Annotated in this window: 11 protein-coding genes and 1 pseudogene; 8 read left to right on the plus strand and 4 right to left on the minus strand. The window is 59.7% G+C overall.

Translation table 11 applies throughout. The features are described 5' to 3' along the window. Nucleotides 1–260: 260 nt before the first annotated feature. Complete coding sequence (locus tag ACVINW_RS00385; RefSeq protein ID WP_456749486.1) at nucleotides 261–1,367, plus strand: DUF1236 domain-containing protein; 1,107 nt, start codon at nucleotides 261–263, stop codon at nucleotides 1,365–1,367. Between the two features lie 702 nt (nucleotides 1,368–2,069). Here ACVINW_RS00385 and ACVINW_RS00390 read toward each other — a convergent pair. Continuing rightward, nucleotides 2,070–2,792 (minus strand): hypothetical protein, encoded by a 723-nt coding sequence (locus ACVINW_RS00390; RefSeq protein ID WP_456749487.1) that lies wholly within the window; start codon nucleotides 2,790–2,792, stop codon nucleotides 2,070–2,072. A gap of 189 nt (nucleotides 2,793–2,981) precedes the next feature. Between ACVINW_RS00390 and ACVINW_RS00395 the strand changes: the two genes are divergently transcribed. Further along, nucleotides 2,982–3,485, plus strand: coding sequence for a YciE/YciF ferroxidase family protein (locus ACVINW_RS00395; protein ID WP_050401572.1), 504 nt, complete (start codon nucleotides 2,982–2,984; stop codon nucleotides 3,483–3,485). Nucleotides 3,486–3,769: 284 nt separating this feature from the next. Here ACVINW_RS00395 and ACVINW_RS00400 read toward each other — a convergent pair whose 3' ends face one another. Then, nucleotides 3,770–3,919 carry a hypothetical protein gene (locus tag ACVINW_RS00400; RefSeq protein WP_157113683.1) on the minus strand — a complete coding sequence of 50 codons (150 nt, stop codon included), beginning with the start codon at nucleotides 3,917–3,919 and terminating at the stop codon, nucleotides 3,770–3,772. Nucleotides 3,920–3,998: 79 nt separating this feature from the next. Here ACVINW_RS00400 and ACVINW_RS00405 point away from each other — a divergent pair, with 79 nt between their 5' ends. The 4 genes from ACVINW_RS00405 (at nucleotide 3,999) to ACVINW_RS00420 (ending at nucleotide 6,186) form a co-directional block, all read left to right on the plus strand. Continuing rightward, nucleotides 3,999–4,181, plus strand: a complete 183-nt coding sequence (locus tag ACVINW_RS00405; protein ID WP_456749488.1) for a hypothetical protein — start codon at nucleotides 3,999–4,001, stop codon at nucleotides 4,179–4,181. 23 nt (nucleotides 4,182–4,204) lie between these two features. After that, on the plus strand, nucleotides 4,205–4,972 hold the full coding sequence (locus tag ACVINW_RS00410) for an SDR family NAD(P)-dependent oxidoreductase (protein ID WP_456749489.1): 768 nt from the start codon (nucleotides 4,205–4,207) through the stop codon (nucleotides 4,970–4,972). A gap of 103 nt (nucleotides 4,973–5,075) precedes the next feature. After that, the gene (locus ACVINW_RS00415) at nucleotides 5,076–5,591 is read left to right on the plus strand and encodes an inorganic diphosphatase (RefSeq protein ID WP_456749490.1); all 516 of its coding nucleotides are present in this window, start codon (nucleotides 5,076–5,078) and stop codon (nucleotides 5,589–5,591) included. Nucleotides 5,592–5,763: 172 nt separating this feature from the next. Beyond that, nucleotides 5,764–6,186, plus strand: a complete 423-nt coding sequence (locus ACVINW_RS00420) for a hypothetical protein (RefSeq protein WP_456749491.1) — start codon at nucleotides 5,764–5,766, stop codon at nucleotides 6,184–6,186. A gap of 484 nt (nucleotides 6,187–6,670) precedes the next feature. Here ACVINW_RS00420 and ACVINW_RS00425 read toward each other — a convergent pair whose 3' ends face one another. Beyond that, complete coding sequence (locus ACVINW_RS00425) at nucleotides 6,671–7,240, minus strand: peptidase S14 (protein WP_456749492.1); 570 nt, start codon at nucleotides 7,238–7,240, stop codon at nucleotides 6,671–6,673. A gap of 502 nt (nucleotides 7,241–7,742) precedes the next feature. Here ACVINW_RS00425 and ACVINW_RS00430 point away from each other — a divergent pair. Beyond that, nucleotides 7,743–7,937, plus strand: a complete 195-nt coding sequence (locus tag ACVINW_RS00430; protein ID WP_456749493.1) for a hypothetical protein — start codon at nucleotides 7,743–7,745, stop codon at nucleotides 7,935–7,937. Nucleotides 7,938–10,296: 2,359 nt separating this feature from the next. Then, nucleotides 10,297–10,524: pseudogene (locus tag ACVINW_RS00435) on the plus strand (transposase); the annotation flags it as partial. A 1,341-nt stretch (nucleotides 10,525–11,865) separates the two neighbouring features. Here ACVINW_RS00435 and ACVINW_RS00440 read toward each other — a convergent pair. Next, complete coding sequence (locus ACVINW_RS00440) at nucleotides 11,866–12,093, minus strand: hypothetical protein (RefSeq protein ID WP_456706829.1); 228 nt, start codon at nucleotides 12,091–12,093, stop codon at nucleotides 11,866–11,868. Nucleotides 12,094–12,155: the final 62 nt, after the last annotated feature.

The following is a 12,155-nucleotide window of genomic DNA, read 5'->3' on the forward strand; positions in this document are numbered from 1 at the left end:
CCGCTCGAAGAACTCGATGCTGATGCTCTCGCGTTGGAGCCCCCGACGGTCAGTCCGACGCTGTGGCAGAAAGGAAATGGCCAGCGCCTACTAACGCATTTGGAGTTCTGGCCTGGGCTGAACGGGCAAAGACCGCGCATTAACCAACAGAACCCTCGTCCCATTCCTCAGCATCGATCTCATGCAATTGCCGAAATTTCCCGATTCGGAACCGAACGCCACGCCGAGGGTTGATCGGCTTCCACATTAGGGAGGTTCAGATGAACAAGCGTTTATTCTTGGGCACGACCGCTGCGGTCGCGATCGCGACTTCGGCGTTTGCGCAGTCTTCTCCAAACACGTCAAGCTCCAGTCCGTCCACGACGCAGCGTCAACAGGATACGTCGACCACGTCGCCCTCGACATCGACCACGTCACCTGGCTCGTCATCCGGATCCGCACAGACGAATCCTTCGTCGAATTCCGGCCAGACGCAGGTTCCGTCGACGAACGGTCAGACCGCGGCGGGCCAGTCGTCCAATCCCGGAAGCGGCACGAACACGACGCAAGCGCCTGCTTCGAACAATTCGGCCAACCAGGCTCAGACCAATCCCTCCAACCAGGGCACAACACCCTCGAACCAGGCGCAGACCAATCCGCCATCAAGCACGAACAATCAGACGCAGAGCGCCAATCCGCCCACGTCGAACACCAACCAGGCGCAGTCGCCGACGGGTAGCGGATCGACAAACGCCGCGCAGCAGCCAAACAATCAGCAAAACACTGCTGACCGTTCCTCGAACACCAACGTGAATGCCGCGGCGAACATCAACGACCAGCAGCGGACGCGCATCAGCACGTCGATCTCGCACCTGAACGTGCAGCCGCTCACCAGCGTGAACTTCTCGCTGTCGGTGGGCACCGTCGTGCCGCGGGACGTCCACCTGCAGCCACTGCCCGCCGACGTCGTCGAGATCGTGCCCCAGTATCGAGGCTATGACTTCGTCCTGGTGAAAGACGAGATCGTGATCGTGGAGCCGTCCACCTACAAGATCGTGACGGTCCTGCCTTACTCCGGCCGCTCGACCGCGTCGGCGCCGGCGCGCACCGAGCAGCGTAGGGTAACGTTCAGCGACCGCGATCGCGAGGTCGTCCGCAAGCACGCCAAGGCGCGCCCGGTCGAACGCGAGAGTCGCACGACCGGCAGTACCGTCCGGACCGAGATGCGGACCGGCGAGCGCGTGCCGGAGGACGTTGAGATTGAGACCTTCCCGGACGAGGTCTATCGGGATGCTCCGAGCCTTCGCGAGTACCGGTACATCAACCGGGACAGCCGTACCTACATCGTCGAGCCCCACGAACGTCGCATCATCGAAGAGATCGACTGACTCGCGCAAAGGAGAACATGATGAAGACCGTCCTTCTAGTCTAGGAGCGCTCGGGGCCACGCTGTCGGCCTCTGCGGGTGCCGCCCAGTCGCGCCCGCGGCCATCGCGACGACCGAGGTTGGTGGCGCCAAGCAGATCCGTCTCTTCTGTGACGAGTATGGCCGTTGCTGCCGGACGCCGACCCGCGGCCCCCGCTACGTCCACCGCCGCTACGGCAGGGACGACGAGTATGTGGTTCGCCGAAGTCACGGCCACTATGGCCGGCCCCGGCTGCTACGTCCGCGGCTATGGCTACTACGGTGGTCCCCCGAGCATCGGCTTCAGCTTCGGCACCCGAAGCTGGTGAACTTGAGAAGGGGCCGCTCTCCGAGCGGCCCCTTCGATTCTATTCTGCTTTCGCGGAGCACTCGCCTCGCCTGCCCTCGGAAGTTCAGATCCGGCACATCCGCCATAAGCCCACGGTTGTTGGCTGTGTTGGGATTTTTCTTGACCTCCCGGTGCACACCCGTGCGTACGCCACTCTCTAAGCGCTGTGAAACTTGAACTCTCGCTCCAATCCGTCATGGGCAAGTTTGAGCCAGCTACAGACAAACAACGGCCATTCCAGCAAACTATTGGAAGCGTCGGCGCCTGTGTTCGGAGCGGCGTTTGGATCGCCTGCCTCGTGGGCCAATTGACGAACGCAACCGGAGCGGCGACCTGCTACTTGCAGCCGCGGCAAATCGTGAGCTTGCCCTTTAGTTTGTCATCTTCCCTGGGATCGACCGATTGCTGCCCAGAGACACGATCCGCTTCTTGACCGCGCTTGGACTGCTTTGCCGCGCGCGACCTGACGGGTCGCGTCGTCCGGCTTGACGCGTCATTGTCGTCGACGGTGCCGACGCTAAAGCCATCGTAATCGGTGGCCGGCTTGGCCAATGGCGGCAGCCTGCCGATCGCCGGTGCTGGCGAAACATCGTCGGGCGCCGACGGCGTGTCCTTGACAGTGGCAGATGGTGGGGCGGATGCCAGTGGCGGCACATCTTTAGCGGCTCGGGCTGGAACCGAGCCCTTGGCGGTCTCCGCCGGCGGCGGAACGTCATCCATCGCCGGTGACGACCCAACATTGCTCTTTGCTGATGACGTCGGATGTTTGCCCGCCACCCGCGGCGGCGACACGCTCGGTGCCGCCATCGGCGGCCAAACGCTGTTGGTGGGGGCGGCGGCCGGAGGTGCCGTCCCCTGTTCACTTAACGGCGGCGGCGGAGCAAGCGAAAGTGGCGGGGCCAGCGACGTCTGACATCTCGCGCCGTCGTGGAACAAAACACCAGCGGCCAACAAGCCAAGGGCAAACAGCGCAGCGTTTTTCATTTGGCGTTTCGCAAATCGCTTTGACTGAAAGGAATGGATCGCGTGACTTGGCCACGTTTCGGCAAAAATATCCATGCCTGAGATGGCGGTCAAAATTGACGGAAATGGGGAGTCAACGGCGGAAACGAGCGCACTTCGGTCCGCTTGTGGTCTTTCGGCAACCCTCCTTATCAGCCCCTTGAATGGATTCGTCGCGAGTCCTTAGGAACGCGCATCGTCTGCGACCGTTGCTCCGCAAGCTCAGCTCAGAAAATGGAGTAAGCAATGGGACTCTTCACCAAAGACATCAAAACGCTGAATGACCTTTTCGTGCATACCCTGCGTGACATCTATTATGCGGAGCAGCAGATCATGAAAAACCTCCCAGACATGATCGAGAAGGCAAGCGACCGAGCTCTGAAGAAGGGATTTGAAACTCATCTCGCCGAGACGAAGAACCAGATCATGCGACTGGAACGAGTCTTCAAGATGCACGGCGTCGAGGCCAAAGGCGTGAACTGCCCTGCGATCGATGGCATTCTGGAAGAAGCCAGTGACGTAGCCGGCGATGTCGACGACAAGACGGTGCTGGATGCGGCACTTATCGCCGCAGCCCAGGCCGTCGAGCATTACGAGATCACCCGCTACGGATCGCTGATTGCGTGGGCCAAGAGGCTGGGCCGTAATGACTGCGCTGCCGTTCTGCAGGAAACCCTCGACGAGGAAAAAGCAACGGACAAGAAGCTGAACGATATGGCCGTGAGCGGCGTCAATCAACGCGCCGCCTAATTCATCACAGCCGCACAATCGGCTATCCATGATGACAGCCGGCCAACGGTACGGCCTGCATGTCGTGCGCAATCATTCGGAGCTTAGCGGGAATGAGCGTTAAGGACACTTTCGTAGGAACTGCCAAGCAATTCGTCGCCGAGATCGTAGGTGACGGAAGGCTTGCGAATGAGGGCTCGCGTCAAGCGGTCGGGAGGCGGCCGGAAACGGTCGACTTTGCAGACGATGTGGCAGGGGAAAGGCCGATGCTGCAACCCGATGAGCTGCCTGGTCCACCGGAGGTGCTACATCCGGATGAAAACCGGTTGACTGCTTTGCTCGGCCACGCCGCGCTGGCTGTTTGGGCGGACCTTCCGCGGGACGCGCAGGAACGCCTGTTCGCAGCAGCGGCAGCCGACGAAGAAATGGCAAACGCCCTTGCCTTGTTTCTGCATGATCGGCATCCGAGGACGGCGCACCCGCCCAGGCCGACACGGCTAGCGTAGGCCGGAACACGCCGCCGATGAGACACAGATGTCAGTCAAACCCGAAAAGCCGAAAATGACATCGCCGAAACCTTCGAAGGCGGAGCGCGGCAAGCGACGCGTTATCGTGGAGCACACTGGCAAGGCCGAAATGCAAGACCACGATCTTGTCCATGCCGATGGTGGGACGGTCGGGCTCGGCGAAGGCGATGATCTCAACCTCGACGACTAGCCAATGACGCGAAGGATGACCGAATGACCAACCGTTTTGAAGGCAAAGTCGTGATCGTGACGGGCGCGGCGTCCGGCATCGGGGCAGCAACCGCGCGCCGCTTTGCGTCCGAAGGAGCGAGCATCGTGCTTGTTGACCGCGAGGAGATGAAACTCGCGAACGTCACGAAAGAACTTGGGTTCGGCCGCGCCCTTGCTCACACGGCAGACGTCTCTGACCCAGACGCCGTGGATGAGATGGTGGCGACCACGATCAAGTACTTCGGCCGGCTCGACGTCCTCGTGAACAACGCGGGCGTTCACGAAGGCGGAGACCCCAAGACCATTACGAACAATCAGTGGCGCAAGGTCATGGCCACCGACGTGGACGGTGTGTTTTTCGGCTGCCGCGCTGCGCTGCCCCATTTGGAGAAAACCATGGGTTCGATAGTGAACACCGCCTCAGTGTCGGGGACCGGTGGTGACTGGGGCATGAGCCCGTATAACGCGGCGAAGGGCGCTGTGGTCAATCTTACGCGCGCTCTCGCCATGGATCTGGGTAAGAGAGGCGTGCGCGTCAATGCGGTTTGTCCATCCCTGACGCGGACCGGAATGACCGCCGACATGATGGACGACAAGGAACTGCTGGCGAGGTTCGCCGAGCGAATCCCGCTCGGCCGCGTCTGCGAACCAGAGGAGATCGCCTCCGTGATCGCTTTCCTCGCAAGCGACGATGCGAGCTTCATGACCGGCGCCAACGTGGCCGTCGATGGCGGCGTATCTGCCTCGAACGGCCAACCGCCGCAGCAGTAGCCGGTGTTGAGCACGACCCGCCCCCTGCCGGCTCCTCGAAGCCAAACGGCTGGGCCCGACGTCCTTCTAGGAACAATCCTCGTGTCGCCCCCGTTTTCTGGGAATGAACAAGCTCCTTTCACTGCCCGCTTGGGCCGACGACGAACGTGTGCATGCCATCGTCGAGACTCCGCGCGGGAGTACCTGCAAAATCGATTTCGACCCAGAGCTCGGCTTCTTCACCCTTTCCAAGCCTTTGATGTCCGGACTCAGCTATCCATACGATTGGGGCTTTATCCCGTCCACGAGAGCCCCAGACGGCGATCCGCTCGATGTTCTGATCGTCCATGACGCACAGACTTACCCCGGCGTAGTCCTCAAATGCAGGCCGGTCGGCATCCTCGAGGTCGAGCAGAAGGCCCACGGTAAGAAGGAGCGTAACGACCGCATCTTCGCCGTGCCGGACCGCTCTCCGGCCGAAACAGAGCTCATGGATATCCGTCATCTCCCCTCTCGCGCATGCGATGAACTCGAACAGTTTTTTCGGGCCACGAACGCTCTGGAGAACAAGCAGCTGAAATTCCTAGGCTGGCGGGGGCCGAGACGTGCCGTCAAGACCATCAAGCGGCTGTCAAGGTAGCGCGCGAGCTCCGCAGTCTCCCAGGCGGAGAGCATGTCTGCCACGTCGAAATCAACCCCTCCGCTACTGATTAGACCTTAGTGGCCGTGGTGCGTGACGGTGCTGACTCTGAGCAGGTGCTCGTATCGGCCGAACTGCGGCTGAAGCAGCGGTACTCGGTCCGATTCGATTGGTGAGCGACACGATTTCATTGCAGCGTCTCCCGCCGAGCAACGGCTGGTTCGAGTACCACGAGAGCGGAACCTTCGTGAGGATGCTCAAGCCAGGCAGATCTCCTGGCCTGACAAGAAACGGCCCCAGCGAGGGGCCGACGTTGCAACGCCGCAAATTGCCACTGTTCCCGAACGAGAACGGCCCCAGCGAGGGCACTAGCTGGGGCCGTGAGGTGACGCCTGAGGGGTGGCCAGCGTCACCAGATGGAGAGACAGATCACGCTGACGACAAGCGCGACCGACGCACCAGCCGCCAGTCCAATGACGCTGCACTCCACACCGTCGATGTGATCGAATTTGAACATGCAGGCCAGTCTGAGGTTGGATGGTGGTTCGCGCATTTGCTTTTGAATGGCAGCAAGACGACTTGTTGCTCTGTGTAATCGCGGGGATTTCCCGGCCGGCCCAGACTGCCCGCATGTCACCATTTGAAACGATGCAACTTGCCGAAGCCCACGAAGCAATGGCCGGATGGTCGGACCGGTCGAGCCGGACGCGCCTCCATGAGGCTGCCGATAACTGGAGGAAGGGTTACTTGTCAGATCGAGGCTCTTGAACGATCTTCCGTCTACCGAATGATCCGCCGTGCTTCGCATCCGCACTCCGAGCCGGTTCTTTGAGCGGAGCGCGCGGCGAAGCAAGGCGTTGGCGCTTAGCAGCCATGAAGCTACTAACAGAGTATATTGAGCACGCTTTGCAATTTGAGCGCCTCGCCGCCGGCGAGAGTGATCTCAGGCTGAAAGCGCAATTCATGCAGCAGGCGAAGGACTATCGGAAGTTGGCGGCCGATCGGGCCAAGCGCTACGGGCTTCCGCCACCGAGCCCTCCGTCTGAGGCTGAATAAGTCTTGTTGCATCCTTTCCGGCGTTACAGAACCGTCTCGATCAGACCCAACGTCCTCGCCTCCTGCGCCTCCAAATACCAGTTTGACGGCGCCTTCTGCATGACCTCATCGATGGTTACGTTCGATCCCAGGATTAGATTTTGAAAGCCCTCGTTCTGTATGGCGATCGAGCATTCGATTTCGTTGAGCGTCGCTCTCACAACCGCAATGCATGCCGTTAAAGGGCCATCGATCACCAAGCTCTTCGAAAGCTTGCGTTCATGGATCATCAGTCGCGTGCCGCGCGCGACGTATCTGTTCGGCCGCGCAAAGAAGCTCATGAACGTAACGCCCGCCGAATAAATCACAGCCTTACCGAGGAATACAAAGCGACGTTGCGGCTCCGTTTCGCTCGCGAACCGCACGTCCTCCCCCATCATTCGGGCGACCTCGGGGTCCCCACCCAAGGTCGACAGCTCGATCACGACAAGGTCTTTGTCGGCCGCGTTGTCGAACTGCCGCCGAAAAGCGGTGTACATATCATAGTCAACAACGCCAGAGAGGCTGATGGCCGGCGACTTGAAGGCAGTGGCCGGTAGCGTTGCGAGTTGCATCTAACAATCCTTTCGTGGCTTTGATCTCTGACTACATGCAGATGCCCTATCGGTTCCCGATCGGCCTGCGCACCGGGCAGACGCGTTTCCAGGAATCTGCAAAGAGGGCTTAAGAGCCTGAAGCGTCCGGCTGGTCGCGCCGATTGTTAGGGACGCCGTCCTGGCGGACCGCCCCGCTAACCGTCTCTTCGTATGCGTTCAGGTCGCCCCCCAAAAAAGACCCCAGCATCCGGATCATGCTGGGGCCAAGCGCTGACCACTGCCACCGAGAAGCAGCGGCTGTCGTTTAGGGCTAAAAAACTACGAAATGAAAATCGCCTGCCCTGAGGGATGATCATCGCCGCGCCCGGCAGCTTCGCAAATAACCCGTGTGAATCTGCCTCCAGATTCCAAATCAGCTCGTGAAGGAGCAGGAATTCTGTTCCTCGCGCGGAACCATATCGCCTGCCCCGGCATATATCGTCGTTTTTTACCCCTGCGGCAGAGGACCGTAGGCAAGTCCATGACCAAGTCGGTTTTGGACAATCAACGCGTCGAGGAGTTGCTGCGTGCGATGCGCGAGTTCACGCAAGAGGAGCTTACGCAAGGCCTGTTGCTTCTCGGCGGCTGCTGGACACCGGAAATGATGCGAGCGCTGGAATTGCTCGCCGCCGAGCGCAGTCCTGGACAGTGGTGCCAATGTCCAAAAACCACCTGAGCACAAAGGACACGTCTGCCTGATTTGCGGTGAGGTTGTGCTTACAGTTCCATCGCGTGGATTCAGTTCGTAGCCCGCGCGATATCTGACCTTACCTGCCCCAATGGGCATAGTTTAAGGATCACGGCCGACGGCAAGGTCGGAGTGCCCGCCAGCTAACCTCCTCGTCCGGCGCAAACCCTGCAATTTCGGCCGTAGGGGAATTTCAGCGTCCCCAATTTATCGGACGCAGTCGTTTGAAGCCGGGGTTATTCGAGCGGCAGAGAAAGCGTCGGCAGCGACCTTTTGCCCTGCTCGCAACCGGCCCTTCGGCAGCAGAGTCGGCGAGACATCCGCAGCGGTCCGGCTCATGAAATGAGCCAGATTGACGTCTGATGATCACTCGACATAACCAACGACCGCAAATGCGGCCCCTGCCGCGATGACAATACTGAGCACTCAAGATCGGTGGCTGACCGACAATCAACGAGGCAGAGCGTACCGAACGGTGAATGATGGACCGTCCCCGGCTGGGGCTTCATAGATCACCATGTGAGTTGGTCCCATAAGCTCCCGCAGTGCGTTGCACGCCATAGCATGCTCGTTTTGATCGGGGCTCACTATCCTATGCAGCTCGCCTGCATTGATTTCGATGTGCGGACGTCCCTGTCTGGCCGCCCGAGCGATTTGAGCCACCGCTTCCTCGCGGAATTCTTCGGTCGTGGGCAAAGTACGCCCTCATTCAAATTGATTGACAAGAGAAAAAGATCAGAACTTTCGATTGCCAACCTTAGCATGTCCCCTGGCGCCCTCTCAACCTCGTTGGAGATTGCCCGTTCATCAGTGACACTTTCGCCCTTTGAGGGGAATTGATGATCGTCTGTTTCTCATGCCGCGGATGCGGCGCAGCCTGATCAGAAGCCTAGCGTCATTCCCAAAGTCGCACCTGGCATTTTCGCGGGTGAGGACTGCTGCTTACGCGGACTGGAAATCCACCGAAGCGCACAATGAAGTGAAAGCTAACCGTCCCCCACTCCGACCCTGAGAAAGCTGGCCGCAGGATCATGGTGCACACGGGAGCGCCGGAGCCGATCCAGGGTGGCCGGATCTAGATCGAGAAGATCAACTATCCGATGATCTACCAGGAGAAGGCTCCGCCGGCCGAATATTGGGCTGGGCTACAGCATCGATCGGCTAGCGCTGGTTCGAAAACGACGAAAGCAGGACATTCGTTAGGGTGAAGCAATCGGGGAAAGACCTGCTCGCATGACATGGTCTCGGGAGTTCACCGGCGGATCGAGCTGCCCGAAAAGTCGCTAGTGCCATTTTTTTCCCGGAAGTCGCCGGGGGCAAGGAACTATTGAGAGGGCTGAGCGTCCAGTTATCGCTTCCTGCCACTCAATCGCCCCCCCACCGGCTGGAAGAAAACCCGGGCCTTCTCGGGTTGGCGGCCCCCTGGTTGGGGCCGTTTCATTTTTGGCGAACCGCTTGTTCGCCCAAGCTGACAGCTCCTCTGCCCTCTTTGGGAGTACTCCCTGTAACGCGCCTGAAGTTGCAACCTTTGACGCGCTAGCTCGTACTATTAGCCGTCAGGATTTTGCAGTCACCTTCCTGGGGCTAGAGGCAACGCCGTCTGCGTGTATTTTAAGCGGACGGCGTTGTGCCTCGCGGACGACAACGCCAGCCATATGTGATGGTCGATGTTCGTGAGCTGTCTGGGCGCACGCCCTGGTCTCCTTGACCGGGGCCCTGCTCTATGAGGTAAAGCTCAACGAGCAGCTGAGCTACCCAACGGCGCTCGAACGCGCCCACGCAAGCGCCGAACAGCGCAAGGCCTTCCGGATCATGGCGGAGCCGTAAGTCCCTCAGGGAGCAACGCTGAAAAATGGGCCATTTGGTTGGAACGATGCATAGCCGGGAAAATTAGGAAATCGTTTGAAGGCATACACGGTCCTGCCCCGACCGCCCTCACTGTCAGTCCCAGCGCTCTTTCCCCGGGGCGCGGGGAACTTATGCCGGAAAGGAAGCTTGCCATTTCGATCTTAACGAAGTGATCGCGAGGAAGGTCTATGGTGCGCTTATTGCTCAGTGTCAGCTTGATTTTGATTGGTTTGACCGCAGCTAGGGACGCCAGCGCGTGCGGCGTTGGTTGTCATACGTCGGTGTTTGGCGCCTGCGTGCGTGATGGCTGGCAAGAAGCTCGACCAGTTCGTAACGAGTGTCCTGCTACTTCCCGACCCACGCCGCCCTGCGGCCAGTACTATCGATGGGCGCGGCACTCGGTTGCTTGCATTCCGCGCTAGGACCGATCGACATTCGGGATTCCCAAGTGGTTTGATCGCTGATTCATAGAGTTCCGTGATTCGACACGGAACGGATGATGGCAGCGAAGCGATATGAGCTGGCGGAGGCCCAGTGGGCGAGGATATCGGCACTGCTGCCGGGGAAGGCTGGCGACCCCGGACGTACGGCTGCGGATAATCGTTTGTTCGTCAACGGATGCTTGTGGGTTTTACGATCGGGCGCACATTGGAGCGACCTGCCGGAGCGGTACGGCAAGTGGAAAACGGTGCATCAGCGCTTCAGCCGCTGGTGCCATGCTGGCGTCTGAGAGCGCGTGTTCGCTGCTCGGAGCTCGAAGGCTATTTTGACCTGCCCGTAGCCGACGAGGCCGCGCGCATTCCACCATATCGAAAAGACCGGTGCTACTGGCATTATTTACGAAGTCAGCTGGAATCTGTCCGAAGGTGATGTGCTCACACTGGACAGCATGAACGAGATCAAGCTGGTCAACGAGGGGCTGTCGAAGGAGAATACCGTTGCGGCGCGAGCAGCGGCATCGCGAAAGATGCCGAAATTCTAGCGCGGAGTGTCTTAATGCCAGTTTTCGGCGTTCTTCTTAACCCGCTAAGGACGTGAACGATCCGTTGGACATAGCGACTTCGGCCACGACATCCTTGGCCAAAAATTTTCTCTCGAATCGCTTCGGGCTTGACGAAAGCGTTGGACAGGAGGCCTTCCAAACCCACATGACCTAGCGACTTCACTCGCATTGGCTTCGGCGCAATCATGCCGGAATGGCGGCAAAGCATCATCCTATGCCCCTGTCCGGCGGAGACCGGAAAGCGCTGACCAAGCAGCTGACGCGCGCTCGGGCTGTGACGACGATCCTGGCTCAGCGATCGGCCGAGAAGCGTTCAGCTGGCGTGGCATTGATCCGCGAAGCTGACGACCTGCTCTGTCAGAGTTGGAAAGAGAGGATGTGGTGGGACGGTGGTCCTACCATCGCCATTGATCGATCAGCCATCAACGCCGGCGACCCGTGGCTCGAGATCACATGCTCCCGCTGCAAGACGCGGCGCGCGGTCGCGCCTCGCCGCCCTATCCCATGTTGCAACCACGTTGGTTCATGACGTTGCCCGACGCTCCGTTGCGTCAAATGCGCCGGTGCCAACAAGGTCGGCAGCCGAGTTCCTGCAGTTGTGGCAACGCTGCCCGATCGGAGACGGGTCACGAACGACTTGAGGCGCCGGCCCTCCAGGGATCCGCATCGCGATAGCTGGAACGGTTTTATGGCGATGTCCAGGTCGGCTGGATCAGGCAACGCGCAGGCGTAGGTCGTCGCGTTCGAGACCCAGGTACTGTGCCGATCGGCGTGTTAGAAGTTGCCGGGTTTCGCGCGATCACCACCGCGCCTGCATCAGCTCGATTGCATGATGAGACCGCCGTTTGTCCGCAGCGAAGATATCACCGCGACTTGGCCGGCTCAGCGTGCTGTGGATACGTAGCGCCAAAACGGCCCGTCCATTTGGGACGAGCCGCTTCTGATCAAATGGCACTAGTGCATGTGAACTAACCAGTATCCAGCACCGCCAACAACAATGAGCGTGGGAATCCCCCACAATAAGATTACGGGCATTCCTATGCCTCCACTATGGGTGATCCAGGTTTACTGCTCAGTGCAGACCTTGGTGGTCTTCACCGCGGACTCAGCTTCCGTCTTCGTCTTGTAAACGCCATCGCCCACTACAGTCGTGGTTGTGGTCGTCGGCTTGGTGTCGACGACCGTGCACTTCTTGGTGCTGGCATCGCGCACGATGTAGAACTCAGCTGCGCTGGCTGCCTGCGTAGCAAATGCGAAAGCTGCGAGGGCACCGCATACAACGAGTTTCTTCATTTCAGTTCTCCTCCAATGGACGTCAAAGTAGTCATTGCGAAACAGCGACCTGGGCCCAAGGT

It is taken from the genome of Bradyrhizobium sp. USDA 4461, assembly GCF_054055655.1.

Excerpts from the sequence above, each read along its gene's own strand:
- ACVINW_RS00385 (WP_456749486.1), top strand. The coding sequence starts at position 261 with ATGAACAAGCGTTTATTCTTGGGCACGACCGCTGCGGTCGCGATCGCG.
- ACVINW_RS00390 (WP_456749487.1), bottom strand. The coding sequence starts at position 2,792 with ATGGATATTTTTGCCGAAACGTGGCCAAGTCACGCGATCCATTCCTTT.
- ACVINW_RS00395 (WP_050401572.1), top strand. The coding sequence starts at position 2,982 with ATGGGACTCTTCACCAAAGACATCAAAACGCTGAATGACCTTTTCGTG.
- ACVINW_RS00400 (WP_157113683.1), bottom strand. The coding sequence starts at position 3,919 with ATGCAGAAACAAGGCAAGGGCGTTTGCCATTTCTTCGTCGGCTGCCGC.
- ACVINW_RS00405 (WP_456749488.1), top strand. The coding sequence starts at position 3,999 with ATGTCAGTCAAACCCGAAAAGCCGAAAATGACATCGCCGAAACCTTCG.
- ACVINW_RS00410 (WP_456749489.1), top strand. The coding sequence starts at position 4,205 with ATGACCAACCGTTTTGAAGGCAAAGTCGTGATCGTGACGGGCGCGGCG.
- ACVINW_RS00415 (WP_456749490.1), top strand. The coding sequence starts at position 5,076 with ATGAACAAGCTCCTTTCACTGCCCGCTTGGGCCGACGACGAACGTGTG.
- ACVINW_RS00425 (WP_456749492.1), bottom strand. The coding sequence starts at position 7,240 with ATGCAACTCGCAACGCTACCGGCCACTGCCTTCAAGTCGCCGGCCATC.
- ACVINW_RS00430 (WP_456749493.1), top strand. The coding sequence starts at position 7,743 with ATGACCAAGTCGGTTTTGGACAATCAACGCGTCGAGGAGTTGCTGCGT.
- ACVINW_RS00440 (WP_456706829.1), bottom strand. The coding sequence starts at position 12,093 with ATGAAGAAACTCGTTGTATGCGGTGCCCTCGCAGCTTTCGCATTTGCT.